The 24,809-nt window shown below is 42.1% G+C and carries 27 protein-coding genes; 11 read left to right on the forward strand and 16 right to left on the reverse strand.

Annotation, left to right across the window (positions count from 1 at the left end):
• Nucleotides 1-3: 3 nt before the first annotated feature.
• The 4 genes from pcnB to sfsA form a co-directional block, all read right to left on the reverse strand.
• Complete coding sequence (pcnB, locus tag MTF68_RS09345) at nt 4-1,335, reverse strand: polynucleotide adenylyltransferase PcnB (protein WP_248462305.1); 1,332 nt, start codon at nt 1,333-1,335, stop codon at nt 4-6.
• Between the two features lie 234 nt (nt 1,336-1,569).
• On the reverse strand, nt 1,570-2,514 hold the full coding sequence (gene gluQRS, locus MTF68_RS09350; protein ID WP_024033189.1) for a tRNA glutamyl-Q(34) synthetase GluQRS: 945 nt from the start codon (nt 2,512-2,514) through the stop codon (nt 1,570-1,572).
• A 16-nt stretch (nt 2,515-2,530) separates the two neighbouring features.
• Nucleotides 2,531-2,974, reverse strand: a complete 444-nt coding sequence (gene dksA / locus MTF68_RS09355) for an RNA polymerase-binding protein DksA (RefSeq protein WP_004586092.1) — start codon at nt 2,972-2,974, stop codon at nt 2,531-2,533.
• Between the two features lie 226 nt (nt 2,975-3,200).
• Nucleotides 3,201-3,917 (reverse strand): DNA/RNA nuclease SfsA, encoded by a 717-nt coding sequence (gene sfsA / locus MTF68_RS09360; RefSeq protein WP_096739155.1) that lies wholly within the window; start codon nt 3,915-3,917, stop codon nt 3,201-3,203.
• A 120-nt stretch (nt 3,918-4,037) separates the two neighbouring features.
• Here sfsA and pepB point away from each other — a divergent pair, with 120 nt between their 5' ends.
• Both pepB and MTF68_RS09370 read left to right on the forward strand, forming a co-directional pair.
• Nucleotides 4,038-5,333: an aminopeptidase PepB gene (gene pepB / locus MTF68_RS09365; protein ID WP_054982768.1), complete on the forward strand. Its 1,296-nt coding sequence runs from the start codon at nt 4,038-4,040 to the stop codon at nt 5,331-5,333.
• Nucleotides 5,334-5,515: 182 nt separating this feature from the next.
• Entirely contained in the window at nt 5,516-6,082 is a 567-nt protein-coding gene (locus MTF68_RS09370; RefSeq protein WP_004586095.1) for a phosphoribosyltransferase family protein, read from the forward strand.
• Nucleotides 6,083-6,224: 142 nt separating this feature from the next.
• On the opposite strand, the gene MTF68_RS09375 is transcribed toward MTF68_RS09370, so the two are convergent.
• Entirely contained in the window at nt 6,225-6,881 is a 657-nt protein-coding gene (locus MTF68_RS09375) for a Crp/Fnr family transcriptional regulator (RefSeq protein ID WP_004586096.1), read from the reverse strand.
• A 486-nt stretch (nt 6,882-7,367) separates the two neighbouring features.
• Here MTF68_RS09375 and MTF68_RS09380 point away from each other — a divergent pair, with 486 nt between their 5' ends.
• On the forward strand, nt 7,368-7,598 hold the full coding sequence (locus MTF68_RS09380) for a YgjV family protein (RefSeq protein ID WP_004586097.1): 231 nt from the start codon (nt 7,368-7,370) through the stop codon (nt 7,596-7,598).
• A 50-nt stretch (nt 7,599-7,648) separates the two neighbouring features.
• Here the strand turns inward: MTF68_RS09380 and MTF68_RS09385 are convergent, their stop codons facing one another.
• From MTF68_RS09385 to MTF68_RS09410, 6 genes are all read right to left on the reverse strand, one after another.
• Nucleotides 7,649-8,326 (reverse strand): FlgO family outer membrane protein, encoded by a 678-nt coding sequence (locus MTF68_RS09385; RefSeq protein WP_004586098.1) that lies wholly within the window; start codon nt 8,324-8,326, stop codon nt 7,649-7,651.
• A gap of 120 nt (nt 8,327-8,446) precedes the next feature.
• Entirely contained in the window at nt 8,447-10,102 is a 1,656-nt protein-coding gene (locus MTF68_RS09390; protein ID WP_248462306.1) for an amidohydrolase, read from the reverse strand.
• 131 nt (nt 10,103-10,233) lie between these two features.
• Nucleotides 10,234-10,470 (reverse strand): calcium-binding protein, encoded by a 237-nt coding sequence (locus MTF68_RS09395; RefSeq protein WP_004586100.1) that lies wholly within the window; start codon nt 10,468-10,470, stop codon nt 10,234-10,236.
• Nucleotides 10,471-10,478: 8 nt separating this feature from the next.
• Complete coding sequence (locus MTF68_RS09400) at nt 10,479-10,715, reverse strand: calcium dependent protein (protein WP_024033183.1); 237 nt, start codon at nt 10,713-10,715, stop codon at nt 10,479-10,481.
• Between the two features lie 289 nt (nt 10,716-11,004).
• A complete protein-coding gene (locus MTF68_RS09405) occupies nt 11,005-11,232 on the reverse strand; it encodes a hypothetical protein (RefSeq protein ID WP_004586102.1) in 228 nt (75 codons plus the stop codon).
• 25 nt (nt 11,233-11,257) lie between these two features.
• Complete coding sequence (locus MTF68_RS09410; protein ID WP_004586103.1) at nt 11,258-11,491, reverse strand: calcium dependent protein; 234 nt, start codon at nt 11,489-11,491, stop codon at nt 11,258-11,260.
• Between the two features lie 301 nt (nt 11,492-11,792).
• Here MTF68_RS09410 and MTF68_RS09415 point away from each other — a divergent pair, with 301 nt between their 5' ends.
• From MTF68_RS09415 to MTF68_RS09430, 4 genes are read left to right on the forward strand one after another with little or no spacing between them, the layout of a single operon-like run.
• The gene (locus MTF68_RS09415) at nt 11,793-13,244 is read left to right on the forward strand and encodes a HAMP domain-containing sensor histidine kinase (protein WP_248462307.1); all 1,452 of its coding nucleotides are present in this window, start codon (nt 11,793-11,795) and stop codon (nt 13,242-13,244) included.
• Nucleotides 13,245-13,248: 4 nt separating this feature from the next.
• Nucleotides 13,249-13,770: a hypothetical protein gene (locus MTF68_RS09420; protein ID WP_248462308.1), complete on the forward strand. Its 522-nt coding sequence runs from the start codon at nt 13,249-13,251 to the stop codon at nt 13,768-13,770.
• 2 nt (nt 13,771-13,772) lie between these two features.
• Nucleotides 13,773-15,122, forward strand: coding sequence for a sigma 54-interacting transcriptional regulator (locus MTF68_RS09425; RefSeq protein ID WP_004586106.1), 1,350 nt, complete (start codon nt 13,773-13,775; stop codon nt 15,120-15,122).
• A gap of 20 nt (nt 15,123-15,142) precedes the next feature.
• Nucleotides 15,143-15,643 (forward strand): DUF1543 domain-containing protein, encoded by a 501-nt coding sequence (locus tag MTF68_RS09430; protein WP_064385316.1) that lies wholly within the window; start codon nt 15,143-15,145, stop codon nt 15,641-15,643.
• Nucleotides 15,644-15,651: 8 nt separating this feature from the next.
• Here the strand turns inward: MTF68_RS09430 and MTF68_RS09435 are convergent, their stop codons facing one another.
• The gene (locus MTF68_RS09435) at nt 15,652-15,879 is read right to left on the reverse strand and encodes a hypothetical protein (RefSeq protein WP_004586108.1); all 228 of its coding nucleotides are present in this window, start codon (nt 15,877-15,879) and stop codon (nt 15,652-15,654) included.
• A gap of 125 nt (nt 15,880-16,004) precedes the next feature.
• Here MTF68_RS09435 and MTF68_RS09440 point away from each other — a divergent pair, with 125 nt between their 5' ends.
• On the forward strand, nt 16,005-17,255 hold the full coding sequence (locus MTF68_RS09440; RefSeq protein WP_248462309.1) for a multifunctional CCA addition/repair protein: 1,251 nt from the start codon (nt 16,005-16,007) through the stop codon (nt 17,253-17,255).
• Between the two features lie 8 nt (nt 17,256-17,263).
• Here the strand turns inward: MTF68_RS09440 and MTF68_RS09445 are convergent, their stop codons facing one another.
• From MTF68_RS09445 to pdsR, 3 genes are all read right to left on the reverse strand, one after another.
• Nucleotides 17,264-17,428 (reverse strand): hypothetical protein, encoded by a 165-nt coding sequence (locus tag MTF68_RS09445; RefSeq protein WP_024033174.1) that lies wholly within the window; start codon nt 17,426-17,428, stop codon nt 17,264-17,266.
• Nucleotides 17,429-17,569: 141 nt separating this feature from the next.
• Nucleotides 17,570-19,705: a proteobacterial dedicated sortase system histidine kinase gene (gene pdsS / locus MTF68_RS09450; RefSeq protein WP_248462310.1), complete on the reverse strand. Its 2,136-nt coding sequence runs from the start codon at nt 19,703-19,705 to the stop codon at nt 17,570-17,572.
• Nucleotides 19,705-20,394, reverse strand: a complete 690-nt coding sequence (gene pdsR / locus MTF68_RS09455) for a proteobacterial dedicated sortase system response regulator (RefSeq protein WP_004586111.1) — start codon at nt 20,392-20,394, stop codon at nt 19,705-19,707. The genes pdsS and pdsR overlap by 1 nt, the downstream gene beginning before the upstream one ends.
• A 200-nt stretch (nt 20,395-20,594) precedes the next feature.
• On the opposite strand from pdsR, the gene pdsO reads away from it, so the two are divergent.
• Genes pdsO through MTF68_RS09470 form a run of 3 tightly spaced genes read left to right on the forward strand, consistent with a single transcriptional unit; the run spans nt 20,595 to nt 23,951 of the window.
• Complete coding sequence (gene pdsO, locus MTF68_RS09460) at nt 20,595-21,326, forward strand: sortase-associated OmpA-like protein PdsO (protein ID WP_248462311.1); 732 nt, start codon at nt 20,595-20,597, stop codon at nt 21,324-21,326.
• A gap of 46 nt (nt 21,327-21,372) precedes the next feature.
• Nucleotides 21,373-23,355: a marine proteobacterial sortase target protein gene (locus MTF68_RS09465; RefSeq protein WP_248462312.1), complete on the forward strand. Its 1,983-nt coding sequence runs from the start codon at nt 21,373-21,375 to the stop codon at nt 23,353-23,355.
• On the forward strand, nt 23,352-23,951 hold the full coding sequence (locus MTF68_RS09470; RefSeq protein WP_248462313.1) for a class GN sortase: 600 nt from the start codon (nt 23,352-23,354) through the stop codon (nt 23,949-23,951). Before MTF68_RS09465 ends, MTF68_RS09470 begins: the two co-directional genes overlap by 4 nt.
• On the opposite strand, the gene MTF68_RS09475 is transcribed toward MTF68_RS09470, so the two are convergent.
• Entirely contained in the window at nt 23,840-24,805 is a 966-nt protein-coding gene (locus MTF68_RS09475) for a DMT family transporter (RefSeq protein WP_004586115.1), read from the reverse strand. The genes MTF68_RS09470 and MTF68_RS09475 overlap by 112 nt on opposite strands.
• Between the last annotated feature and the right edge of the window lie 4 nt (nt 24,806-24,809).

Below are 24,809 nucleotides of genomic sequence, written 5' to 3' on the forward strand. Positions count from 1 at the left end.
CAATTACTCGGCTGGCTTTTTAGTGGTGCGGCGGCGCGGACGTTTACGTGGTTTTGGTCCACCTTGGTGCCCTAGGTTTTTTACCATTTCTTTTTGGCCATTAATATCTAGGCTCAAGTATTGTGTCCACCACTGGGCAAGCTCACTATGTTGGTGCTCACCGGCATCCACACGTAATAATAAAAAGTCATAAGCGGCTTTAAATCGTGGCTGCTGGGTAAGTCTGTAAGCGCGTTGGCCGGCACGTTTATCTAAACGTTGCTGTATATGCCAAATGTCGCGTGCGCCTAAGGTAAAGCGTTTAGGTACTGCTATATGCTGGGCATTTTCGCTCAGTACTTTATTCATGGCTTGAGCAAAGGCATCAAAGTAAGACAGCTGTTCTTGTTGTTTAATTTTAGTTGTGCGCTCAAGCAGCGGAAACCACATTAAAGCAGCAAATATAAACGCAGGCGTTACTTTTTTATCTGCATTAATGCGTTTATCGGTGTTTTGAAACATTTGCTGAATAAACGCCGCTTCTAAGCCGTCAGGGTTTTTATCTAAAATTTTATCAAGCTCCGGAAATAACGACTTAAACAAGCCGTATTGGCGTAGCATTAAATAGTTAGCTTCGGCTTTACCGTTTAAAAACAGCTTTAGAACCTCTTCAAATAAACGCGCTGGCGGTATGTTATCAAGTAGGCTGGCAAGCGCAGTAATTGGCTTTTCGCTTTTTGGCGCTATGCTCATATCAAGCTTAGTTGCAAAGCGTACCGCACGTAGCATACGTACAGGGTCTTCGCGGTAGCGTGTTTCTGGGTCGCCAATTAACTCAATTTGTTTTGCTTGTATCGCCGCTAAGCCATTGGCGTAATCGTATATACAAAAATCGTTAATAGAGTAATACAGCGCGTTGATAGAAAAATCACGGCGCTCGGCGTCTTCTTCAATGCTACCAAACACGTTATCGCGCAGTAACTGCCCGTGCTCGCTTGATTGGCTAATTTGGTTTTTATCTTCTTGCGCTTCGTGGTGCCCGCGCATGGTGGCTACTTCTATAATTTCGCGACCAAAAACAATATGTGCTAAGCGAAAACGACGGCCAATTAGGCGGCAATTTCTAAATAGTTTTTTTACTTGCTCTGGGGTGGCATTGGTAACAACGTCAAAGTCTTTTGGTTGTTGACCTAACAATATATCGCGAATACAACCACCTACAAGGTAAGCGTCGTAACCACCGTCTTTTAAACGGTAAAGTACTTTGATTGCATTTGGGCTAAATTGTTTACGTGAAATACCATGTTCGCCGCGTGTTACAACAACCGGTTCATCACTTGTTTGAGTGCTTTGCACATCGGCATTTGGGCCGATTATTTGCCTGCAAAATTGAAAAAGCTTGGAAATAATAATCTGTCTCCTACAGAAATGATGATTGGCTGGTCATCGCAATCAAAAAGCACATAAATTAGGTATTATAGTGCGGTGCTTTGTATTTATTGTAAATAGCCTCTATTTAGGCGGCTATCATATACCAGCGCGGTATAAAAATTAAGTTGATGGACTGAAATTAAGCCGTTTTTAAGTTTTTTATTTGCTTAAATGTGTAAATTTAGTGCTGTTTGGATGCTGACCTTGCGAAATTTGAATTTCGGGTATGTTTGGCACCGCTGTTAAGCTAAATTCGTTAATAGCCCACGCCATTAATTGCTCTACAGATAAATCATTCAATTGGCTATGCACAGGTAAGTTTAAAAATTCAAACGCATCAATAAGCGCAGGTTTTGGATTGTCTGTGCTAATAGCGGGCGCATAATTTTGTTTAGAGAGTTTAAAACCAGGCTCGGCCACCGCAAGGGGTAAATGTGCGTATTGGGGAATGGGCGCATTAAGCTGTTTAAATAAACTGATTTGCCGTGCTGTAGGCTCGATTAAATCGGCGCCACGTACCACACGATTAATACCTTGCTCAATGTCATCAATAACCACCACTAGCTGGTAGGCAAATAATCCGTCACTGCGCTTTATTATGTAATCTTCATGGGCTAATGCACTATTTACAGTAATATCGCCTTGAATCAAATCGTTAAAATGGCATGTTGGGTGCTGTTGGCTAAGACGAAGTGCGCCTTGCTCTGTTGATAAGTTAAGCGTTTTGCAGTGACCTTGGTAAATGCCACCCATGGCTTTTATTTGTTTGCGAGAACAGCGACAACCATATACACATTGTTGGTGGATCAGCTTATTTGTTACCTCTTGATAAAGAGGTAGGCGCTGAGTTTGATAAACAACGGATTCGTCCCAGTAAAGGCCGTAGGCTTGTAAGGTATTTAGAATATGGGTGTCGGCATTTTTAACCACGCGGGTGGTGTCTATATCTTCTATGCGCACTAACCATTTACCCTGATTTACTTTAGCATCAAGGTAGCTGCCCACAGCCGCCACAAGTGAGCCAAAATGAAGTGGCCCAGAAGGAGACGGTGCAAATCGACCGCGATAGTCACGCTTTGGCGTGGTAACGGCTGTAGGAGACATAGTTAACTAATTTTAATTAACCGCGCCCAGCTTGTTTTTCTTTAATTTCTGCAAGGGTTTTACAGTCTACGCATAAATCTGCAGTTGGACGCGCCTCTAAACGACGAATACCAATTTCGATTCCGCATGACTCACAAAAGCCAAAATCATCTTCTTTAATTAAGATAATTGTTTTTTCAATTTTTTTGATCAGTTTACGTTCGCGGTCGCGAGTACGAAGTTCTAAAGAGAACTCTTCTTCTTGCGCAGCGCGGTCAACTGGATCAGGAAAGTTGGCAGCTTCGTCTTGCATATGCGATTTCGTGCGGTCAACTTCATTACGTAAGTCGTTACGCCACGCTTCTAAAATCGCTTTAAAATGAGCACGTTGTGCTTCATTCATATACTCTTCGCCCGGCTTTTCTTGGTATGGTTCTAAACCGGCTTGAGCCAATAAACCATGTCTTTGTTGGTCTGGCATAACTCTCTCCTAAATCCTTAATTTAATGCCTCAGCATTAGCCGGCGGTATAAATAGCAGAATCTTATACCCTAGGCAAATTTATTTTTTAATTAATCGAATTAGCTTCAACCAGTGTGTTGACTAAAAAGGCTCATATTTTGATTTTGATGCTTTATTAATCGTTATTTCGGTATTTAAACTTGCCTAGTTATATGGGCATAAAGTTTAAAAGCAAGTTAAATTTTTTATTTAAAGGCCACTTTCTCACTAAGCGTTACTTCACTTGGCGAAATAGATGCCTTATAAGCGTATACCTCCACGCCTTTTTTAATCGCGTGGTTTAATAAGTCGCTGTATTTTTTATCTATGTGGCTTGCTGCACTCACCGTATTAATACCTTGGTGTAAAACAGCGAACAGTAATACTGCGCGGTGGCCTTGTTCGATCATTTCTATTAATTCGCGAATGTGTTTTTGCCCACGCACGGTTTGCGCATCCGGAAAGTAGCCTTGCCCACTTTGTGGTGCGGTTTCGCTTAACAAGGTGACTGACTTTACCTCTACATAGCAAGCGGGTTTATTGTCACTGGTGAGTAAAAAGTCGATACGGCTGTTTTCGCTGCCGTATTTTACTTCACTTTGAAGCTGCTCATAGCCGTTAAGCTCTGTAATAACCTGGTTGTTGATAGCCTCTTCGACCACTTTATTTGCCACGGCGGTATTAACACATATTAACTGCGAGAGGGAGTTTTGAGTGAGCTCTAACGACTGAGGGTATTTTCGTTTACTGTTATCGCTGGTTGAATAAAAAGCGCTAAAGCCAGGCTCTGCGCAACCTGTCATTTTACCGGTGTTGGCGCAGTGGGCGGTAAATTCAGTTCCATCGTTAAGTTGGAGATCGGCTAAAAAGCGTTTATAGCGTTTTAATAACGTGGCGGGCTGTAAAGCTGGGGTGTATTTCATTTAAATTCCAATGCTAAACGCTGCAGATGCGTTGGTTTATGTTATTTATCTCAAGCTGTTGGGAACTTGTACTCACTATAGTAAACTCGGTGGCACATTTAAGTGTAAGGGTATTCTAACATGAGTGAAAAATTTGTTGTTCAACTAAGCGAGCAAGCAGCACCAAGCCATTGGGGCGAAAACGCGGCGTTGTCTTTTAACGAGCAAGGCGCAACGGTTCATTTATCTGAGCAAGAAACATTAAAAAATGTTCAAAAAGCGGCGCGAACAATTGCAAGCCAAGGTGTTAAACAGGTTGAGCTTGCGGGCGATACATGGTGCACAGAAAGCCAATGGGCTTTTTACCAAGGTTTTGTAACACCTAAATCATTACATGGTGTTGAATTTGTTGATAACGCACAATCAGATCTAAACGAGCTTGCGCATTTAAAAGCCTCAGCTACGTGGGCACGAGAAATGGTAAACGGTACAGCCGATGACATTTACCCTGAAAGCCTTGCTGAAAAAGCCGCCGAATTTATTCAATCGTTAGCGCCTGAACACGTAAGCTATCAAATTATTAAAGGCGATGCGTTATTAGAGCAACAGTGGATTGGTATTCATGCTGTGGGCCGTGGCTCTGAGCGTCCACCTGTTTTACTTGAGCTTGATTACAACCCTACAGGCGATGAAAACGCACCGGTAAGCGCTGCGCTTGTAGGTAAAGGTATTACGTTTGACTCTGGTGGTTACTCAATTAAATCTAGCGAAGGTATGCTAGGAATGAAGTGCGACATGGGTGGCGCGGCAACGGTAACAGCGGGTTTAGCACTGGCTATTAACCGCGGTATAGAAAAACGCATTAAGCTATTTTTATGCTGTGCAGAGAACTTAATTTCGGGCCACGCTTACAAACTAGGTGATATTTTAACCTACAAAAATGGCACAACCGTTGAAATTGTAAACACCGATGCTGAAGGGCGTTTAGTGCTTGCTGATGGTCTAATGGCTGCAGGCGAAACTGGCGCAGAGCTAATTATAGATGCGGCAACACTAACCGGTGCTGCACTCGTTGCTGTAGGTCAAGAGTACAACGCATTATTTGCCCTTGATAAAGAGCTGGTACGCGAAGTAGAAGACTTTGCATCGCAAGAAATGGAAGCTGCATGGCCTCTTCCGCTTGAAAAATGGCACCAGCAAAACTGCCCATCTCCATATGCTGATACGGCAAATAGCCGCGCTCAAAAAGGTGGCGGTTACGGCGGCGCATCAAATGCAGCAGGCTTTTTATCTCGCTTTGTACCAAACGATGGTAAAGGTTGGGTACACATTGATTTAGCTGCAGCATTTAATATGGGTAGCACTAGCCAATGGGCTGCAGGTGCAACTACGCAAGGTATGCGCACAGTGGCACGTACATTGTTAGAAAAAGCTTAATAGTACGTAACTAGGCGTTTAATACATAAAATAGGCACCAAATGGTGCCTATTTTGCTATTTGCAGGCAAGCAATTTATTTTTATTTACGGTAAAATCCTTCGCCAATACCTGTTTGGGTGTTTAATTATTGGCTAAAGTGCCTTCACTCAAATGTTATACTCACCACTGGGGTTCTAAACTATGTCAGATAAGTGCTACATCACAGCTCAACAGCTACTTGAAGATTCATTCCGCGTAGCGGCACAAGTTTATAAAGATGGCTTTCGTCCAGACTTTATAATTGGTATTTGGCGAGGTGGTGCACCTATTGGTATTGCTGTGCAAGAATACTACGATTACAAAGGCATTGAGACTGATCACATTGCGGTGCGTACGTCGTCTTATTACGGTATTGGCAAGCAATCTAAAGAAATAAAAGTACACGGCCTACACTACATTGTAGAAAACGCTAATGCTGGTGACTCACTGCTTATTGTTGATGATGTGTTTGATTCTGGCCGCAGTATATTTGCACTAAAAGAAAAGCTTTCTGAGCTTATGCGCTTAAATTTACCACGCGATATTCGTGTGGCATGTCCGTACTATAAGCCTAAAAACTCAAAAGTAGAGATGGTGCCAGATTACTTTATTCATGAGTCAGAAGAGTGGTTAGTGTTCCCGCATGAGTTATCGGGTTTAACGCCAGATGAAATAATTGAAGGTAAATCTGATTTAGTAAATATCCAAGATATTTTATTAGATAAGTAATTGCCAAAGCGTTAAGTAGGAGTTTATTTGCGCGGGGGCGTGTTTGTGTACTCGTTTTAAATAAATGATTGCTATAGCGCAGTGCTAATAAATACCATAAAAACTAAAAAAGGCCATTACGGCCTTTTTTTGTGTCTGTTTTTTACAGCTGCGCAAAACTGTCTACATAGTCACTTAAACTTTGTGTATCGACCGCTTTTAGCCCATGGGAGCTGCGCTGCACTAAGCCTTTTTCAACAAGCTCGGTAACTACGCGGCGATAAGCTCGCTCAGTGGTTGCAAAGCGCTCTGCTTCGGCGTTAACGGTTGGGTATGCGCGCAGTAGCGTTGGGTTATTGTTCTCGGCGCGTAGTAAGCAGTCTTTAGCTATGTTGTAGCTTAAAGGCAGCAGTAACTTATCTAAATTAATTTTTTGGTTTTCTTGAAACTTAGCCGCAATGGTTTGCGCGGTGTATAAGCTCAGCTCTGGCTTTTCGAGTAGTAATGCTCGCCAGTGGCGAAGCTCTATTAAATTATAGGTTACATCGCTAAAACAGGTGACCGTATAAATACATGGGTTATTGTTTAGTGCTTCTATTTCACCAATTAGGGTGTTGTTGCAATCTAATTGGCCTAATAATAGGCGGCGTCCGTTACCTACGTCATAACTAAATGAAATAGTACCGCTGCGCACCAGCACAAGTTTACTAAGTGGTTGATCTTGGTGGATCAGCACTTCTTTTTTTGATTGTTGATAGCTACTCCCTGCAAAAGTGAGTAATTGTTCAACAAGGTAACTAGAAAAATGGTATTGAAACATCAATATGCTCTTCGGACAATTGTCCTATTTATTACACCTTAATGACGATATTATTAAGGCTCTAAGAATTTACGCTAACTTGCTACTGTATTTAGCCTTGCTAAGTACGTAATACCTTCATTTCCCGTGTAATGATTTAGGAAGCTATTGGCTACAACCAATATACTTTTTAAGGTTTTTTAAGCAAGTTAGTTTTTTTATTTTATACCAATCAGCCTAATTAAGTGATCAATTTTAAGGCTAGGAAAACGTGTTGATAGCTAGGCAAAAAATCGCTATTTAGTCGTTCTCGGCAATTGCTCCTGTATTGCTCTACCTTCTGCATCCATGCAGTCGTAAATGAGCATTTTTTAACGCAGGTAGCGACACATTTAGCCCCGCAAAATGATTGAGTATTATTGCGAATTGGTATTAAACGTTGTAACACTGACAAGTGCCACACGTTAGCATTGGCGTAATGCTAACCTAAAGGGTAGGAGAGAACAATTGAGTTGGGAATATTTAGGTTATATTGCATCAGCTTTCTTGGTTGCATCGTTAACAATGACCGATGTAGTAAAACTGCGTTGGTATAATATGTTTGGTTGTATTGTATTTACTATTTACGGTGTGGCTATTGGTGCAGTGCCTGTTGCGTTTACTAATGGCTTATTAGCGCTGGTAAATATGTACCATATTATAAAGCTCTACCGACAGCCTAAAGTCAAAGAAGCGTGAAGCTAAAAATTCAAAAAAAGGGTTAACATTTAAGTTAACCCTTTTTTGTTTTAAAGCACCGCGTCTAAAACAATGCCATCAGTTCTACGAGTTGGATAAAGTGACTCAACAACAAAGCTTGGGATAAATCCTTTAGCCGATGAGACCACTACTTTAGACTTTGCCCCAATAATACGAGCGTTAACTATTACACCACGATTCGTGTAAGTTAGAGTGCCTGATAAAGTGTATTCAATATGTGGGTAACCTTTAATTTCTTTACCATTACGACTAAACGAGAAATCACCTAACGGGGTTACATGCACAGCGCCCGTGTGTTTGTAATCAACTACCGATAAGCCAAACTCCTGCATTTCAGTAATAAAGCTTTCAGCCAAGTGATTACCAAATATATTTGTGGTTTGTAAATTGTCATCTAAATTCACAAACGAAGTAATTGCAACAGGCGTTCCACTGTTGATGTAGTTCATATTTTCAATCAGCTTCATTGCTAATTGTTCTGTATAGTTACTTAATAATTTACTGCTGTTAATAGGGCGGTAGTTATTTTCTGGGAACTGCCAGTTATTTACGCGTGGCTGATGAACGTCTGTGTAACGATTATGGCTATTGTGATGGCCAATATTATTATGCGAAGCGTGGCCATTATAAACTGGGTGAGTAGAGCATGCACTAAGTGATAAAGTAAAAAGAGCCGATAAAGTAAGCGATAGTTTTTTTGAAAACATGTTTTCTTCCTGAAACATAAGAGATTTTTTAAATTCCCTCACTTATCGACACACTTTTTAATTACTTTAGTAAATATCCATAATTACTTTGTTTATTTTTAAGTTTGTATGTTTTATAAGCTATTCTTTTTTAAAGCGTAATTCTCCAGCTACCCAAGTCTGTAAAACCTGTGTTTTATAAATCTCATCGACAGGGGCTTTAAAGTAGTCTTTGTCTATTAAAATAAAATCTGCCCATTTTCCGTTTTCTAAGCTGCCTATTTTAAACTCTTGGTGCGCTGCATACGCGCCGCCGAGTGTAAACGCTCTTAGGGCTTGTTCGCGGCTTAGCACTTCGCTTGTGCGCCAGCCGTTCTCAGGCAGCATATTATGATCCATACGGGTAATGGCTGAATACAAGCCATCAAAAGGGTTTGCCAGCTCTACTGGGTAGTCAGAGCCTGCTGCAATCACAGAGCCTTGCTTTAAAAATGTTTGCCATGCATATGCGCCTTGTAATTGGCTATCGGTTAAGCGCTGCTGAGCCATATGCATATCTGAAGTGGCATGCACAGGCTGCATAGATGGAATGATTTTAAGAGCTTTAAAACGTGGAATGTCATCAGGGGTGACTATTTGCGCGTGTTCAATACGGTTACGCAGTAACATACCGCCCGTTTGCTTAAACACGTTTTGATACGCATCAAGTACCACTTTATTTGCCTTATCACCAATTGCATGGGTGTTGGCGCTAAAGCCATTTTTAAAGCTTAAAGTAAATAATTCTTCAAGCTTGGCTTGGGTTTCTAGCATTAGGCCGTGGTGGTTTTTTCTATCTGCGTAGTCATCAATTAGCGCAGCCCCGCGCGAGCCTAATGCGCCATCGGCATATACTTTTACACTGCGGATAGACATAAACGATGCTGCATCTTGATAGCGCCCTGCCTTAAGCATGTGCTTTAAATCGGGGCTAGCAGCACTTAGCATGGCGACTATTCTTAGTGGCAAATTACCTTGCTCGCTGCGCTCTTTGTAAACTTCCCAGGTGGTTTTATCAATACCGGCATCGTGAGTAGAGGTAATGCCTAAGCTTAATAAGTGCGCGCCTGCGGCATCTAACGAGTCGCTTATAGCTTGTTTTGAAGGAGTGCTCATATGCTGGGTAATTAACGACTCAGCCTTATCAACAAAAATACCGGTTGGATTCCCAAATTCATCTTTAATAATTTCGCCGCCTTCAGGGGCTTGAGTGGCTGCGGTAATACCGGCCAGCTCTAAGGCTTTGCTGTTAACCCAAATTGCATGGCTGTCAACGCGCGAAAGTACCACTGGACGGTCATTGACTACTTTGTCTAAGTCTTTGGCGGTAGGAAAGCGCGTGTCGCTCCACAGCTCTTGGTTCCAGCCTCGCCCTAGTATCCAGCCTTGTTTATTTTTCGCAAATTGCTCTAACTTTGTGGTTATTTCAGCGACCGATTTAGCGCCGCGTACATCAAGTTGCGATAAGTTATCGCCAAGGCCAATTACATGCCCGTGAGCGTCAATTAACCCTGGCAGTAACGTATTACCTTTGGCATCAATAAGTGTGGCATCAGGAAAAGTGCTTTTAAGCGTATCATCTCCAGTTTTAACAACTTTACCGTTTTTAATCACTAAAGTAGAAAACGTTTGTATACCGCCTTGGTATAAGGGAGTGTAACCATTAGCGTTGTAAATGACCTGCGTTTGCGCAATCGCAGTGCTGCTTACAAATAAGCCGGCAAGCAGTAGTGGGTTAAATAGTTTTTTGAGTTGCATAAGTTGGTTATTTTTTATTGTTAGTAAAATAACACTAGCAAACTCACTTTTAGAATACCAATATGTTGAGGTAGATAGCTTAAAAGCGTAAGGGCTGTTAAAAATTTAGCGCTTACGCTTATAAAAAAGAGTTACTTACTGGCGTATATGCCATATTCCGAAAGGGTAAGTCTGCCGTCTTTATCTTTATCATAGCTTGAAAAACGCGACCAAAGGGCGGGGTCAATGGCGGTTTCTGAACGGGTTAAAAAGCCATCGTGATTACGGTCAAACTTTTCAAATTTATCGGCAACTTCTGTACTTTGGCCAAGGCTTACATCGCTAAAAAGGCCCAGCGCAACAAGCGCTAAATAGCTTACGGTCTTCATACTTATACTCAGTAAAGGTTATTGGTTAAATAGTCTTTAAACTCAAGAAGCGAGATTTGTTTGTCTTGGTTTTTATCCCAGCGAGTAAAGGTGCTGAGTAGCTGAGGCTGTGGCTCTAATTCGTCTTCTGTTAAGAAGCCGCTTTTATTGGCATCAAGGTGATCAAAACGTTGTTTAACATCTAACGCAACAGCATTAAAGCTGATCATAGTAATAGCGATAACACTAAAAAAAACACACTTCATGGTTTTCCTTCCAACATACAGTGTTTGTAGATTAATAAAAAAAGCACTTGCCATAATTTAACTTCCCAACATTAAATCCGTTTACACATTCCCTCAGGGATTATGGCAAATGCTTTTGAAACCTACCTTACTAGGTAAAAGCTTAAGTAAAACTTAATTAACTTCAGCTGTGGATAATAAATCTATTTTAAGCAGCTCGTTTTAGCGCTAACGGCTTAAAATTTCTAGCCAGAGAAAAAGATTTAAACATCGTTACTATTGAGTTTGTTATTAAAGCGCTTAATCACAATTAAGGTTTAAAATTTTGAAACTCTTCTTTAGAAATTTTCTTGTCTTGGTTTTCGTCTAAATCGGCAAATTGCCTCATTACTTCTTTATCTTGTTTGGCTTCTGCAAGCGATACTGCCCCATCCATATCTTTGTCTAAATGAGCAAAGCGAATGTTGACAGAAGAGGCTAAAGCCGTGGCGCTAATGGCTAAAAACATTAATGCAAATGCTGCGATAAGTTGTTTCATAATCATGTTCCCTAATTAAATGAATTTACTGAATAAACTTTTTGAATTCACTTAGCGACAACTGGCCATCTTGGTTAGTGTCTATTTGTGAAAAGTTTTCGTGTAGTACGGCATCTTCACCCGCTTCTGATTCGCTAAGTGTGCCGTTACTGTCTTTATCTAGCTCATTAAATGTAGCTTGAACGTCCATAGCTATTGCATCTGTGCCCATAAACCCAAAAGCCAGCATGGGTAAAATTACTAAAAAGCGGTTGTTCATTTAATTTCCTTATTGATTAAAGTTGCACTCACTATTACAAAAATGATGCCATTTTAAATAAATATTTAAAATCAATGGCTTATATTTTTTATGGGGCGCTGGTCGGAATTTTTTACTTAAATGTGTGTTATTTTTGCAACAGGCGGTACGTGCTATTAGTCGTTAATATAGTTATCAATAGCTTAGCGTGTTGCTAAATAGCAACAAGTGGATATATTGGGTTAAATATAGAAGTTGATTCAGCGAGAGTATAAGGTAAGTAACTAAAATAGGGCGCTTAAAATAATAAAAGGAAATGATAATGCCTGTAACGTTGGCTAAAAAGTATCGTGCAATGCTTAATTGGCGGCCTAACTTAATAGGTCAGTTTATAATTAGTATGCTGCTGTCGTTACTGCCGCTTAGTTTGGTGGTTATTGTTTTTTTAAATGCGTTAAACAAACAGCTTGCTGTTACCCAGCTTATCGTCAGTAATAATTACCAAGTTACTAAGTCGTTTAATTTTTTAAAGCAAGAGCTTAATAGTCTAGAGCGGGCAACGCGACAAAACTGGGTGTTAAAAAGCGAGTCGCTCGACACGTTAATAAACGAAAAGTGGCAATCCTCCTTACAAACAATCGACACGCTCAGTCAAGCCAGTGCCACACAGCAATACACTATGCAGTGGCGTCGCTTAGCAACAACATTGCGTAGTACTCATCAAGCTTTAATTGAAAATAACCAACAAGATGCTGCATTGTTTGTGCCTATTAGCGATTTAGTGGCTGAGCTTACGGTGTGGTTGCGCGATACGAATGCAGCGCAAATTCAAAATAACCAAAGCGAATTAAGTACTTTACAAAGCTCGTTTATTAACTGGTTAGTAGCGCTTATTCCGCTTACTTTACTAGTGGGCGGGGGCTTTTTATGGCGCATAAGTAAACGCTTAAAAGGGCTTACGTCGGTAATAGATAAATTAGGACAAGGCCACTGGCAGCAAAAAATTGCAGTGCAAGGCTCAAGTGAGCTGGTGGAATTAGGCGAAAAACTACAATGGGTGCAAGAGCAGCTACATATGCTTGAGCAACAAAAAGATACCTTTTTACGCCATGTAACCCACGAGCTTAAAACGCCGTTGGCTTCAATGGTCGAGGGCACCGATTTACTTAGCGATGAAATAGTCGGCCCCATTACAAAAGAGCAGCAAGCTGTGCTTGAACTTATTAGCCAATCTATGGTGCGTTTGCGCACTATGATTGACAGCCTACTTAGTTATAACGCTATCAGAACCAGTAAAGACAGCGTTAGCGAAGTCGAATTTGGCAATTTAATAAATAAAATAAACAGCCATTTTGAGCTCCGCTTAACGGCTAAGCAGCAACGCTTAAACTGGCACAACAGCATAACAAAACAGCCACTTGCATTACCCGCAGAGCTGATAGAAATGACCCTCATTCAGCTCATTTCTAATGCGTTAAAATTTTCAAATACAGGGCAAAGTGTTGATGTAACCTTAGCACTTGAGCAAAAGCTACTAACAATACAAGTGCGCGATGAAGGCTGTGGTATTAAAGAGCAAGAAAAAACCCAGATATTCAGCGCATTTTACCAAGGCAAGCATAATAAAGATGTTACGCTGCAAGGCAGTGGCTTAGGTTTAACCATAGTAAAAGAGTCGGTTGAGCAGTTACAAGGCCAGCTTAGTGTTGAGCATAACCAGCCCCAAGGCTGCTTATTTACAATAAAAATACCTTTAATTAATCAAGGAGTTTAATAGCATGCGTACGCGTTTAATAGCTATTTTATGTGTGCTCAGTAGTACGGTTATTTTAGCTGGGTGTGAAACAAATAACACACAAACAGCAGCAGTGTCGCAGGAGGTTGAGCCTGCAAAAAATGCGGTGCCAAATCCTAAAAAGCGCCCTAAAAGTGACCCCGTTTACCCCAGCGCAGAACGTGTTGTTGCATGGCATGCTAATCAATGTGGCGGTTTTAAAGTAAAGCCAAGCCTACATACTTATTTAGGTGAAAAAGAGCTAAAACGTTTTTTTAAATTCATGTGTGTTAACACCTCAAGTGCACCAGAGGAGGTAATGACACGATTACAAAAACTCGATTTAGCCTACTTTTGGCCTGAGCCAATAAAACAATATTTATGGCTTCAAAAGCAGCATGTTACTCGGCAAATAAATGCTCTAAAAGAGCAGCAGGCGTTAAATGACAAAATGCAGCAAACGTTATCGTCTTTAGCCACCATAGAGCAGCAGCTGTTACTACGCGAAGACACTAAGGAGCAGTAATTATGGCAACACACACACCACAAGGTGCAAAAGTATTACTCGTTGATGACGATGCAAGTTTACTTAAATTACTCGCACTAAGAATCGAGTCTAAAGGGTATGAAGTAACAACCTGCGAAAGCGGCATACTTGCATTACAAATTCTTAAAAACCAAGTGTTTGATGCAGTTATAACAGACCTGCGTATGGACGAAATGGACGGCATGGCCTTACATCGCCAATTACAAAGCCGCTACCCAGCACTGCCGGTTATAATGATGACAGCGCATGGCTCTATACCCGATGCGGTGGAGGCGACAAAACAAGGCATTTTTGCGTTTATTACAAAACCGGTAGATAAAGACGAGCTGTTTGACAGCCTAGCCAAAGCCATTGAAATACATGGCGTAAACGCAGAAGAATCGCCCCAAAAAAGCAATATAGTAACGCGTAGTGGCGCTATGTTGCACCTCCTTGAGCAAGTAAAGTTACTGGGGCCAACCCAAGTAAATGTACTTATTTCAGGCGCCAGCGGCACAGGTAAGGAGCTGCTGGCTCAGGCGATTCATCAACACAGCCATGTAAGTGAAGGGCCTTTTGTGGCTATTAACTGTGGCGCAGTGCCTGGGGAGCTTTTAGAGTCAGAATTATTTGGCCATAAAAAAGGCGCATTTACAGGGGCGGTGAAAGATCACCAAGGTTTATTTCAGCAAGCTCAAGGCGGCACCTTATTTTTAGATGAAATTGGCGATATGCCGCTTAATTTACAAGTTAAGTTACTGCGTGTACTACAAGAAAAAACCATACGCCCGGTGGGCTTTCAGGAAGAAATTCCTATTGATGTGCGCATTGTATCGGCCACTCACAAAAATTTACCCGATGCGATTAGCAACCAACAATTTAGGGAAGATTTATACTACCGCCTAAATGTTGTTAATTTAAAATTACCGCCGCTGTGTGAGCGCCGAGAAGACATAAGCCTGCTTGCCCAGCACTTTAGCGCAAGTATTGCTAAACGTATGAACCAAAAAGAAAAGCGCTTTGCAAACGATGCCATGCATGCACTAGTACGTTACGACTGGCCTGGGAATATTCGCCAGCTACAAAATGTTGTAGAGCAAGTGGTCGCATTGAGCGCCAGCGAGGTAATTTCTGCGCACTTAGTGTTAAACGCACTTAACTCAAACCAAGCCAGTGCAGAGCCGCTTTCTCTAAATGATGCCAAAAAAGAGTTTGAGCGCGATTATGTAATAAATACCCTCAAAATGGCTGGTGGTAACGTAGCCGAAGGCGCAAAGCTTGCCAAACGTAATCGTTCGGATTTTTATAAGTTAATAAAAAAACACAATATTGATGTCGATAATTTAGTGTAATTTAAGAGTAAGGTTATTAAATGCAGTTATTTATGGTGTATCTAGGCGGGCGAATTCAAGGCTGCCACATAGAAATGCACGATATTCGCTTTGTCGTAGGGCAAAGCATTGAGCAAACCTACTCAAAGCTAAAAAGCCAATGGGTGGGCGATAAAAACAATGTGCATATGGACAGCTACATGGCAATTAACCATATCGACGGTTATAAAGTAGAAGTCGTTGATACCTACGTTGAGCAAAATAAGCAGCTGTATTTTGTTAATTTAGGCGCTTACAGAAGCGACTCTATGGCTGAGCAACATGACTTTGCATTGTATGTTGCCAGTAGTGCTGCAGAGGCCAAGGAGCGCGCTAAAAGCGATTTGCTTGCAGGCCTTAGCCATATTCATAAAGATGATTTACATGATGTAGATGACTGCTTTGCTATAGACCTGCTCGACAGCCAACTAAATATTAAGCTTACGCCAAGTGGGCATGCTCAACCAATAAAACCAGATTGGTTTGGGTATTATATTCTTTAACAGTAAAATTAAGAGTCTTGCTCGCTTTGCTCATTGGCTTCGCTTTTAGCTGCCATTTTAAATGCCACAATAACTAGGCCAAACATCGCAAAGGGCAGCGCTGCCAACATGTATTCAACCATGTTGCTATCTTGAAAGTTAGCCTGTAGTAAAAAGTGACCCGCCACGCACATTACAATAACCACAAGTAATATAGGCAGTAGCATAAGTTCTTTTTTTGATGAATGATTTTTCATTGAGTATAAGGCTATGGCTTAAAATAAAGCGCTATTGTAATGAGCTTACTTAAGCTTGGCAAACTATGGTGATTTTAATGGTATGATCGACAACAAATAACCACCCAGTGTGATTAGGATAAACAGTGAAACACAACCTTAAGCAAGTTTACCTTGTTGGTGGCGCGGTACGCGACCAGCTACTTAATATAGCATCAAAAGATAACGACTATGTTGTTATAGGCGAAACACCCCAAACTATGGAGTCGCTTGGTTTTGTGCCTATAGGAAGTGATTTTCCGGTTTATTTACACCCAAAAACAAAAGAAGAATACGCCTTGGGTCGCACCGAGCGAAAAAGCGGTAAAGGCTATACCGGCTTTGTGGTAGATGCCAGCCCTAATGTCACCCTTGAAGAAGATTTAGCACGGCGCGATTTAACCATAAACTCAATGGCACTTGATGAAAACGGCACCGTTATTGACCCTTTTAATGGCCAAAGCGATTTACACAATAAAATACTGCGCCACACCACAGAAGCCTTTGTAGAAGACCCGGTAAGGGTATTACGCATAGCCCGTTTTTTAGCACGCTATGGAAGTGAATGGCGTATTCACCCAAGTACTTATGCATTAATGCGTGAGCTTAAAAACAAAGGTGAGCTTAATCATTTAGTGCCCGAACGTGTATGGCTTGAAACCGAAAAAGCGCTGGGTGAAAAACACCCTGAACTGTATTTTCAAGCACTACATGGCTTAGGTGTTTTCCCAGAAATAGAGAGTATGCAAGGGGTGCCGCAACCTGCAAACCACCACCCTGAAGGCGATGTGTTTGTTCATACTATGTTGGTACTTAGGCGCGCTGCCGATTTAAACTTTAATTTAGAAACACGGTTTGCGGCACTCACTCATGATTTTGGTAAGGCCCTGAGCTTTAAAAAACGCGGTAATTTACGCGGCCATGAACGCGAAGGGGTAGCCGTCGTAGAAAAGTTTTGTGAGCGTTTAAAAGTGCCTAATCGTTTTCGCGCTATTGGCGTACTCACCAGCGATAATCACACCTTATGCCATACGCTTGAGCAATTAAGGCCACAAACGATTCATAAATTAATTGTTACTAATTTAAATGCTTTAGTGCACCCAGAGCGATTTATTGCGTTTACCCAAGCATGCCAATGTGATGCGCAAGGGCGCGGAGAAACGCTCGTAAATAAGCCTTATCCTCAAGGGGCTAAGCTGCGTGCAATTTTTAATGAATTACAAAAAATGGATAAAAAACAGGTAGTGCAAACTGCACTTAAAAATGGCAAAAAAGGCCCAGAAATAGGCGAAGAGGTAAAACTGGCAGAAATAAACTGCATCAAAGCATTTTTACAAAACGAGCAAGCAACGCAATAGGCAATACCCTAGCTGAGGTATTCAGACACGCCTTCGTTTTTAACTTGTTCTGGCTGTCGTAAGTTTTTATATGTAGAGGTGGCAGGCTCTGAAGGCAAGCTAGGTGCTTGCTCTTGGGGCCTGTATAGATCAAAAATAAATTCGATCTCTTCACGCTCAAGTGGGTTGTTCATGATCTATTCTCCTTAATTAGCGTTCAGGGTATGGCCTTCTGACTGAATTAAAAGTGAATAGTTACATTTTAAGTTGTAGTAAATTGTAATCGATGTGCAAAAAATAAGGGCGACTCAGTAGGGCGCCACTTTATGCACAGCCTAGCTTTGTAAAGGCAGGGTTACTTTAAACACCACGCCATTACCGCACTCGTTGTTTTGCGCAGTGACACTGCCTTTATGGTAATCACACACCAGCCTTACAATATAAAGCCCCAAGCCTAAGTGCGGTTGTTGCTGCATTTGCTGGCTGCGTACCGACACCATAGAATCAAAAATATGCTCAGTTAGCCCTTCAGGCAGGGCGGGGCCTGTATTACTCACTGTTAATATTGCTTTATTTTCGCTCTGCTTAAGACCTACATTAATAGCTGTATTTGCTTCACTAAATTCCAGCGCATTATTAATAAGCTTATCAAGTAGCTGAGCTATAAATTCGGGAGCACCTTGCATAGGTAAAGGGCTTTGGCATACATCAAGCTCAAATAACTGCTCAGGGTAAGTAAGCTGGTAGCCTTGCATACAGCCATTAATTACTTTTTGTAAATCAAACGGCTCGCTCTCGTTGCTTTGAATGCTTTGTTCAAGGCGCGTGGCTTCGCTCATGGTGGTTATTATTTTACCTAAGCGCTCAACCCCTTCACACGCTCGCTCTAGGTATTTTTGGCTAAGCTCATTTTGCTCCAAGCTTTGTAGGTTTTCTAAAGAAGAGCGAACCACAGCCACCGGTGTACGTAGTTCATGAGATAACCGCGATGACATATTTTCTAAATAATTAGTGTACCCGCCTAAGCGGCCAACAATATTGGCAAAACTTCGCGAAAGGTCGCCTATTTCATCGTTTGAGTCGCTGTAATTAATACTGCCGGTAATGCGCCCCTGGGCATCAATAGCTTGCTCTGCGGTGTCGCGCAGTCGCCTAATGCGGCTCGAAATACGCGAGGCAAAAAAGAACAACGTAACGGTACCAATTAGCATCACCGCTAAAATAACGTTAAAAAGCTTTTCCAGCGATTTATTACGCAGGGTGCGTACACCGTTAGTGGTTTCCTCGGCGATTACTGCGCCAATCACTTTATCTTCTATCCAAATAGGGTAAGCCGCCGATAAAATAACGGCTTTACTGTCGGGCGTTAATCGCCAAGACGACGCTGGTTGCCCCTTCAGTGCCTTAGCTAAATGTGTGCCCTGCATTGAGGCAACATCGTGCAGGGTATCTAAAAATTCGTTTTCTGGGCGAGTTAAAATTTTATAATAAAGTGGGTGCAAATACGTTTGCTCAAAGCGTTGCCAGGCATTTTTAGGCGGCTGGTTTTTAAGGCCGTCGGCCCATACGCCATCGGCATTTTGAATTGTGCCCGACTGCGCTAATACGCGATGATGATTATCAACCACCCAAATACGGCTACCACTGTGACCCATACCTTTTAAAATTCGGTTAATTTCTGGTGAGGGCACCAATACCGAGCCTAAATCGCTTGGGTTATTTAAATTAGAGGTCGACATTGTTTTAAAATCGAGCGGCGCTTTTTTTGTGTCAATATCGACCACGGCAAAGCCTAGCTTGTTACCAAGCATATTTATAGGAAAGCGCAGCTCTACGTTATATCCCGATTCAGTGCGTATAAAATAGCCCTGAATTTTTGTAAACGGAGTTTTGGTATTAGCATCAAACGCATTTACCCAGCCATCTTGGCGTGGGGCAATAATGTACGTATTAAAATCTCCGTCTGGGCTTTTTAGGCCAATTATTAAATGGTCGTTATTAGTAATGCTTAAACTATTTTTAGCACGATATACAAGGTGATCGTCAGTTACTTTAAACACGGCATATAAATAGTTATCAAACTTGCCAACCATATGATCAAACGATAAATCCTCAGCTTTATGTTCCTTGTCTGCTTTTTGTAAATAGCGTTTATCGTAATGCCAAAGGAGTGGTTGATAGCTTTGCCAGTCGCTCAGTTTGCCATCGAGTTGAATGGCGTTTTTAAGATTGTACGCATATAAGTCGCGCCCTTTTACTACCTGGTCTAAAAAGTTGGTTTGCTCATCAAAAAGTGCTGGGCGTTCATGCAGGGCGGTGGCGAGCGCCCGTGTGGTGCCTACGAGGGTTTTTTCTTGGCCTTGGCGTAAAAACTTTTCCATTTCCCACACGTACTCGTAGCCAAGCCAAGGCAGTAAAAACAAAAAACACGACAGTAATATAAATTTACTGCGCAGGCCAAATCGTAACATTAGCGTTGTTCCCACCTGTAGCCCATGCCGTACACCGTATCTATGCAGTCAAAGTTGTTATCAAGGGCGATAAACTTTTTACGAATGCGTTTTACATGCGAGGTGATAGTGCTGTCGTCTACGTAAATTTTTGCATCGCTCATTAAATCGTTACGGCTTTTTACATGGCCTGGGCGCTGCGCAAGTGAGTGCAACATCCAAAATTCGGTCACGGTTAAATCAACCAGTTGCTGCTGCCAAAATACTTGCATACGCTGGGTGTCGAGCGTTAACTGGCCGCGTGTAATTAATGCATTGGCATCGGCGGGTTGCTCAAGCGCTTCCATGCGTCTAAATAGCGCGCCTATTCTGGCAGCCAAGTGGGCTAAGCTAATATCTTTTGTTAGGTAGTCATCGGCGCCCATACGCAGGCCACACACGGTATCTATTTCACTATCGCGGGCGGTTAAAAAAATAATAGGCAGTGTTTTAGAAAGCGTACGCAAGGTTTGGCAAAGTAAAAAACCGCCGTCTATTTCGTGGCCTAAACCAATATCAACAATGGCTAAATCGGGTAGGGCGTCTTTAAATGCAATCTCTGCGCTGACGCGGTTAGCAAAACCACTTACCTGGTAACCTTGGGCGCTAAGCATTTCAATATAGTTTTCGCGGATGGCGGTTTCATCTTCAATGATGGCTATTTTTTTCATTCTACTCACCCTTATTTATTTTAAAACGCACTATATCGAAGTTTTTCAGTTATGTACGCTTAAAAAGGCAATTGCCATTTTTTTGCCACAATTGCTCAGCGGTTTGCCATTTTTGCCCCCCTTTGTTGCCACTTGCAGCTGTTTTAATACAACCATCAAAACAAAACATCACAAATTAAAACAAGTTTAAGGATTACATTATGAAGAAGACATTAATCGCATTAACGCTAGTAGCCACAGTGTGTACACCTGCATTTGCAGCAGCCGCTAACACCCCTTCTAAAGAAGCACATAAAGAAACCGCCATCGGCTTAGGTACTGGCGCCATTATTGGTGGTGTCGTTGGTGGGCCAATTGGTGCTTTTATTGGCGCATTTGCCGGGGGGTTAATTGGTGATTCAAAAGTAGCGGATGACAAAATTGCCCAGCAGCAGAGGGCAATAACAGTGATGCAGCAAAAAACCAGCGACTACCAACAGGTGCTTAGTCAAAACAATAGACTAGAGCAGCAGTTAGATGTACTGACTAACCAAAATGAGCAGTTAACACAATCGCAAATAAATAACTTACTTGCAATGACAGTACAATTTAAAACCGGCTCAAGTGCTATTGCCCCGCACTTTGCTACGCAGTTAGACCAGCTTGTGGTGCTGTTAAAAAATCAGCCGCAACTAGCATTAGATTTAAGTGGCTTTGCCGATCAGCGCGGTGATGAGCAAGCGAATCTTTTATTGTCTAAAAAACGTGTAAACGCAGTGCAAAGTTACCTTATAAAGCACGGCATTAGCCATACACGTTTAAGTGCGCACGCTTTTGGCGAGCAACAAACATTAGCGCGCAGCAATACCGTAGAAGATAACTTTTTTGATCGACGCGTAACGCTTACCACTCGCCCAATAAATCCAGCAAATGGCCAAACGGCAAGTAACTAAAGCCACTTTTATTTGAGTAAAGTTAAGCGTTCGATGGAGTGATTTTATGTTGAGTAACCCAACCAAAATGCTTACTAAAGTAAGCATTTTTATTTTCTTAGTGGCTGTGCTTCTGGTTAGTTTTAATAGCCGTGCACAATCGCCCAAGCTTGAACTTTTTGACAGCAGCGGCGCATCTGTCGCGCCGGCAATTATATTAAAAAGCGATGCTAACATGACCCTAACCGGGCTGATAAATCACGTGGTTGTTAAGCAAACTTATCAAAACGATAATCCGTTTGCGGTAAATGCGCGTTATGTGTTTCCGTTACCTGATGAAAGCGCCGTACATGCGATGACGATGCGCATAGGTGAGCGAGTCATAAAAGGCCAAATAGATAAAAAAGTAGAGGCCGAAAAAAAGTATCAGGCAGCTAAAAATGCTGGCAAGCAAGCCGCACTTGTACGCCAGCAGCGCGCTAATATGTTTATTACTAACGTGGCAAATATAGGCCCTGGCGAGCAAATCGTGATAGAGCTTGAATACCAAGAGATCATTGATTACAGCAATGGCACATTTGCTATTCGCTTCCCAAGTACTATTACGCCGCGCTATCACACAATAAGCGCAAATATTGAAGCTGAGCAAACTAGCCTAACCCATGCTCCTCAGGGGTGGTTAAGCCCTGTGTATAGCAAAACGCAGCACAGCGAAGCGCCAAGCAGCCAATTTAGTTTAAATATTGATATAGATGTAGGCTTAGAGCTTGTAGATATAACGTCTAAATTTCATCATGTTGAAGTACAAAACCCGGCCTTTGGGCAATATACGGTTGCTTTAAATGAGCAAACGGGGGCTAATCGCGACTTTGTACTTGAGTTTAAACCGCTGCAAAAAGAAAGCGCACAAGCAGCATTTTTTACCCAGCAGTTTGAAAACGGCGACCGGTACGGGCTTGCTATGCTAATGCCGCCAGCAGATCACTTTACACAAACGCAGCGCCTACCTCGCGAAATGGTGTTTGTTGTAGATACCTCAGGCTCTATGCACGGGCAATCTATGGAGCAAGCTAAAAAGGCCCTGTTTTATGCGCTGTCTTTGCTTGATAGCGACGACAGTTTTAACATTATTGGCTTTGATAACGTGGTTACCCCCATGAGCGATAAACCCCTTATTGCTAGTGACTTTAACTTACGCCGCGCTGAGCGCTTTATTTATAGCCTAGAGGCCGACGGTGGTACCGAAATACAAGGTGCGCTTGATGCGGTACTTGATGGCAGCAGCTTTGAAGGCTTTGTACGCCAAGTGGTGTTTTTAACGGATGGCAGTGTAAGTAACGAAGATGCCTTATTTAAAAATATTCAGCGTAAATTGGGGGATAGCCGCTTATTTACTGTAGGCATTGGCAGTGCACCCAATAGCTTTTTTATGCGCCGCGCAGCTGATATAGGTAAAGGGTCATTTACGTTTATTGGCAGCACAAATGAGGTGCAGCCTAAAATGAAGCAATTATTTGATAAGCTTGCTCATCCCGCTATCACTAATTTAGCACTTCGCGATGAAAGCACTCACAGTTTAGATTTTTGGCCATCTCCTTTGCCTGATTTATATTTTGGCGAGCCAATAATGGTGGCTATAAAACTAAATGATACAAATCAAATTACGCTTAGTGGGCAAACCGCTCAAGGCCCTTTAAATATAAAACTAAGCGCACAAAATAGCGCCAGCGCAAAAGGGATTGATAAGCTGTGGGCGCGCCAAAAAATTAAATCGTTGCTTTTGTATAATGACCGACAGTCAGTTAAAAATGAGGTGCAGGGGCTTGCGCTCACACATCAACTACTTAGCCCGTTTACTGCTTTTATAGCTATTGAACACACTCAAATTAACGAGCCTGCAAAGCAAACTGCACTGGCTAAGAACGCAGCGCCACAAGGACTGGCTATGCGTTTACCACAAACTGATGGGCAAAGCCGACTGTACATATTGCTGGGCTGCATTTTATTACTTGGCTATGGCGTGGTTAAAATAAACCGAGGGCTTAAATGAAAAAGTGGCTAAGTGCGGGCTTATTAATCGCCGGGCTGGGGCTGTTTTCTCATGGTGCCTATATGCAAGCCAAGGCATGGCTTGCCCAAGTATTAATAGAGCAGGCCTGGCAAGAGGCACTTATTACGCCACACGCTCGTGTTAAACCGTGGTTTTACGCCGACAGCTTTGTAACCGCGCAGCTTAACTGGCCTGTGCATAATAAAGTGCTTAGCGTTTTAGCTGGGGCAAGTGGTCGTAATTTAGCCTTTGCACCAAGCCACTTTTTACCAGGGGCAAAGCTTGGAGATAAACATGGCGGTGCGTTAATAGCGGGTCACAACGATACCCACTTTGCATTTTTAAAACACACCAAAGTGGGTGAAACGTTTACGCTGCAGCTGCAAAGTGGCGTAATACAGCATTATAAAGTGAAGGGGATTGAGGTTATTCATCAATCCCAGCAGGCATTTTTACAAACCCCAGGCCTTTATTTATTAACCTGTTACCCTTTTGACTCGCTGGCATCAGGTACTGATTTAAGATGGCTTGTATCGGCTGAGTTGATAGGGTCATCGCCAGCGTCATTAAGCGGTATGTCTACCACCAGCTCTTGATGTCGTTGGCTTATCATCACCCCTGCAAAAACAACAAATATACTTACCCATTGCCAAAAATCGAGTACCTCACCCAAAATAATGGCCGATAAAATAAGTGTAAAAATAGGAATTAAATTTGAATAAGCCGCAGCCGTTAATACCGACACTTTGCCAATTGCATAGTTATACATACCATAGCCACCTAAGGTGACAAACGAGCCTAAATACAAAATGCTCATAAGGGCGGTTAGGTCATGCTGGTTTTCGCTTGGTAAGTCGATAAAAAACAAAAACGGTGCAAAAAACACACTGCCGCTTATGCCTTGTAAAGCAATTAGCGTTAACGGCGAGTAGCGATTGGCTAAGTGCTTAATGCTAATGGTGTAAAACGCCGCGCATACCATGGCCATAAGCTCTAAAAAGTTACCCAATAATGGATTAGGGGCCTGATCGGTATTTGGTGAAAGCAAAGTAAGTAAAATACTGCCGCCAATACACAGGGTAAACCCAATCACAATGGCTTTACTTATATACTCTTTAAGCATAAAAAACGCCATCAACGCCACAATAATAGGCAAGCACGAAACAATAACTCCCGCCTGAGAGGCCGAGGTGTATTCCATTGCGTGGCCTTCAAATAAAAAGTACAAGCATGGCTCTGCGAGCGACATACCTAATAAGTACTTCCAATCGCCTTTTAAATACTCAAACCTAATTACATAACGCCATAAACAAAGCGATAAAACTAAAGTGGTTAGCATGCGTAAAAATATAACTAGTGCAGGGTCGTAAACGGCAATAGCATACTTAAGTGCAATAAAGGAGCTACCCCATAAAAAGGTGGCAATAATTAAGCATAAACTGGCTGGCATAAAT

The sequence above is a fragment of the Pseudoalteromonas sp. 2CM37A genome (assembly GCF_023161885.1).
In the GTDB taxonomy this organism is placed as follows: Bacteria; Pseudomonadota; Gammaproteobacteria; order Enterobacterales; family Alteromonadaceae; genus Pseudoalteromonas; species Pseudoalteromonas atlantica.

Coding starts and splice junctions, on each gene's coding strand:
- gluQRS (WP_024033189.1), bottom strand. CDS start 2,514: ATGTCTCCTACAGCCGTTACCACGCCAAAGCGTGACTATCGCGGTCGA.
- MTF68_RS09445 (WP_024033174.1), bottom strand. CDS start 17,428: ATGAACAACCCACTTGAGCGTGAAGAGATCGAATTTATTTTTGATCTA.
- MTF68_RS09410 (WP_004586103.1), bottom strand. CDS start 11,491: ATGAACAACCGCTTTTTAGTAATTTTACCCATGCTGGCTTTTGGGTTT.
- pepB (WP_054982768.1), top strand. CDS start 4,038: ATGAGTGAAAAATTTGTTGTTCAACTAAGCGAGCAAGCAGCACCAAGC.
- MTF68_RS09395 (WP_004586100.1), bottom strand. CDS start 10,470: ATGAAGACCGTAAGCTATTTAGCGCTTGTTGCGCTGGGCCTTTTTAGC.
- MTF68_RS09390 (WP_248462306.1), bottom strand. CDS start 10,102: ATGCAACTCAAAAAACTATTTAACCCACTACTGCTTGCCGGCTTATTT.
- MTF68_RS09470 (WP_248462313.1), top strand. CDS start 23,352: ATGAAAAAGTGGCTAAGTGCGGGCTTATTAATCGCCGGGCTGGGGCTG.
- MTF68_RS09475 (WP_004586115.1), bottom strand. CDS start 24,805: ATGCCAGCCAGTTTATGCTTAATTATTGCCACCTTTTTATGGGGTAGC.
- pdsS (WP_248462310.1), bottom strand. CDS start 19,705: ATGTTACGATTTGGCCTGCGCAGTAAATTTATATTACTGTCGTGTTTT.
- pdsR (WP_004586111.1), bottom strand. CDS start 20,394: ATGAAAAAAATAGCCATCATTGAAGATGAAACCGCCATCCGCGAAAAC.
- MTF68_RS09415 (WP_248462307.1), top strand. CDS start 11,793: ATGCCTGTAACGTTGGCTAAAAAGTATCGTGCAATGCTTAATTGGCGG.
- MTF68_RS09465 (WP_248462312.1), top strand. CDS start 21,373: ATGTTGAGTAACCCAACCAAAATGCTTACTAAAGTAAGCATTTTTATT.
- MTF68_RS09420 (WP_248462308.1), top strand. CDS start 13,249: ATGCGTACGCGTTTAATAGCTATTTTATGTGTGCTCAGTAGTACGGTT.
- MTF68_RS09375 (WP_004586096.1), bottom strand. CDS start 6,881: ATGTTTCAATACCATTTTTCTAGTTACCTTGTTGAACAATTACTCACT.
- MTF68_RS09430 (WP_064385316.1), top strand. CDS start 15,143: ATGCAGTTATTTATGGTGTATCTAGGCGGGCGAATTCAAGGCTGCCAC.
- MTF68_RS09425 (WP_004586106.1), top strand. CDS start 13,773: ATGGCAACACACACACCACAAGGTGCAAAAGTATTACTCGTTGATGAC.
- MTF68_RS09370 (WP_004586095.1), top strand. CDS start 5,516: ATGTCAGATAAGTGCTACATCACAGCTCAACAGCTACTTGAAGATTCA.
- MTF68_RS09400 (WP_024033183.1), bottom strand. CDS start 10,715: ATGAAGTGTGTTTTTTTTAGTGTTATCGCTATTACTATGATCAGCTTT.
- MTF68_RS09405 (WP_004586102.1), bottom strand. CDS start 11,232: ATGAAACAACTTATCGCAGCATTTGCATTAATGTTTTTAGCCATTAGC.
- dksA (WP_004586092.1), bottom strand. CDS start 2,974: ATGCCAGACCAACAAAGACATGGTTTATTGGCTCAAGCCGGTTTAGAA.
- pdsO (WP_248462311.1), top strand. CDS start 20,595: ATGAAGAAGACATTAATCGCATTAACGCTAGTAGCCACAGTGTGTACA.
- MTF68_RS09385 (WP_004586098.1), bottom strand. CDS start 8,326: ATGTTTTCAAAAAAACTATCGCTTACTTTATCGGCTCTTTTTACTTTA.
- sfsA (WP_096739155.1), bottom strand. CDS start 3,917: ATGAAATACACCCCAGCTTTACAGCCCGCCACGTTATTAAAACGCTAT.
- MTF68_RS09435 (WP_004586108.1), bottom strand. CDS start 15,879: ATGAAAAATCATTCATCAAAAAAAGAACTTATGCTACTGCCTATATTA.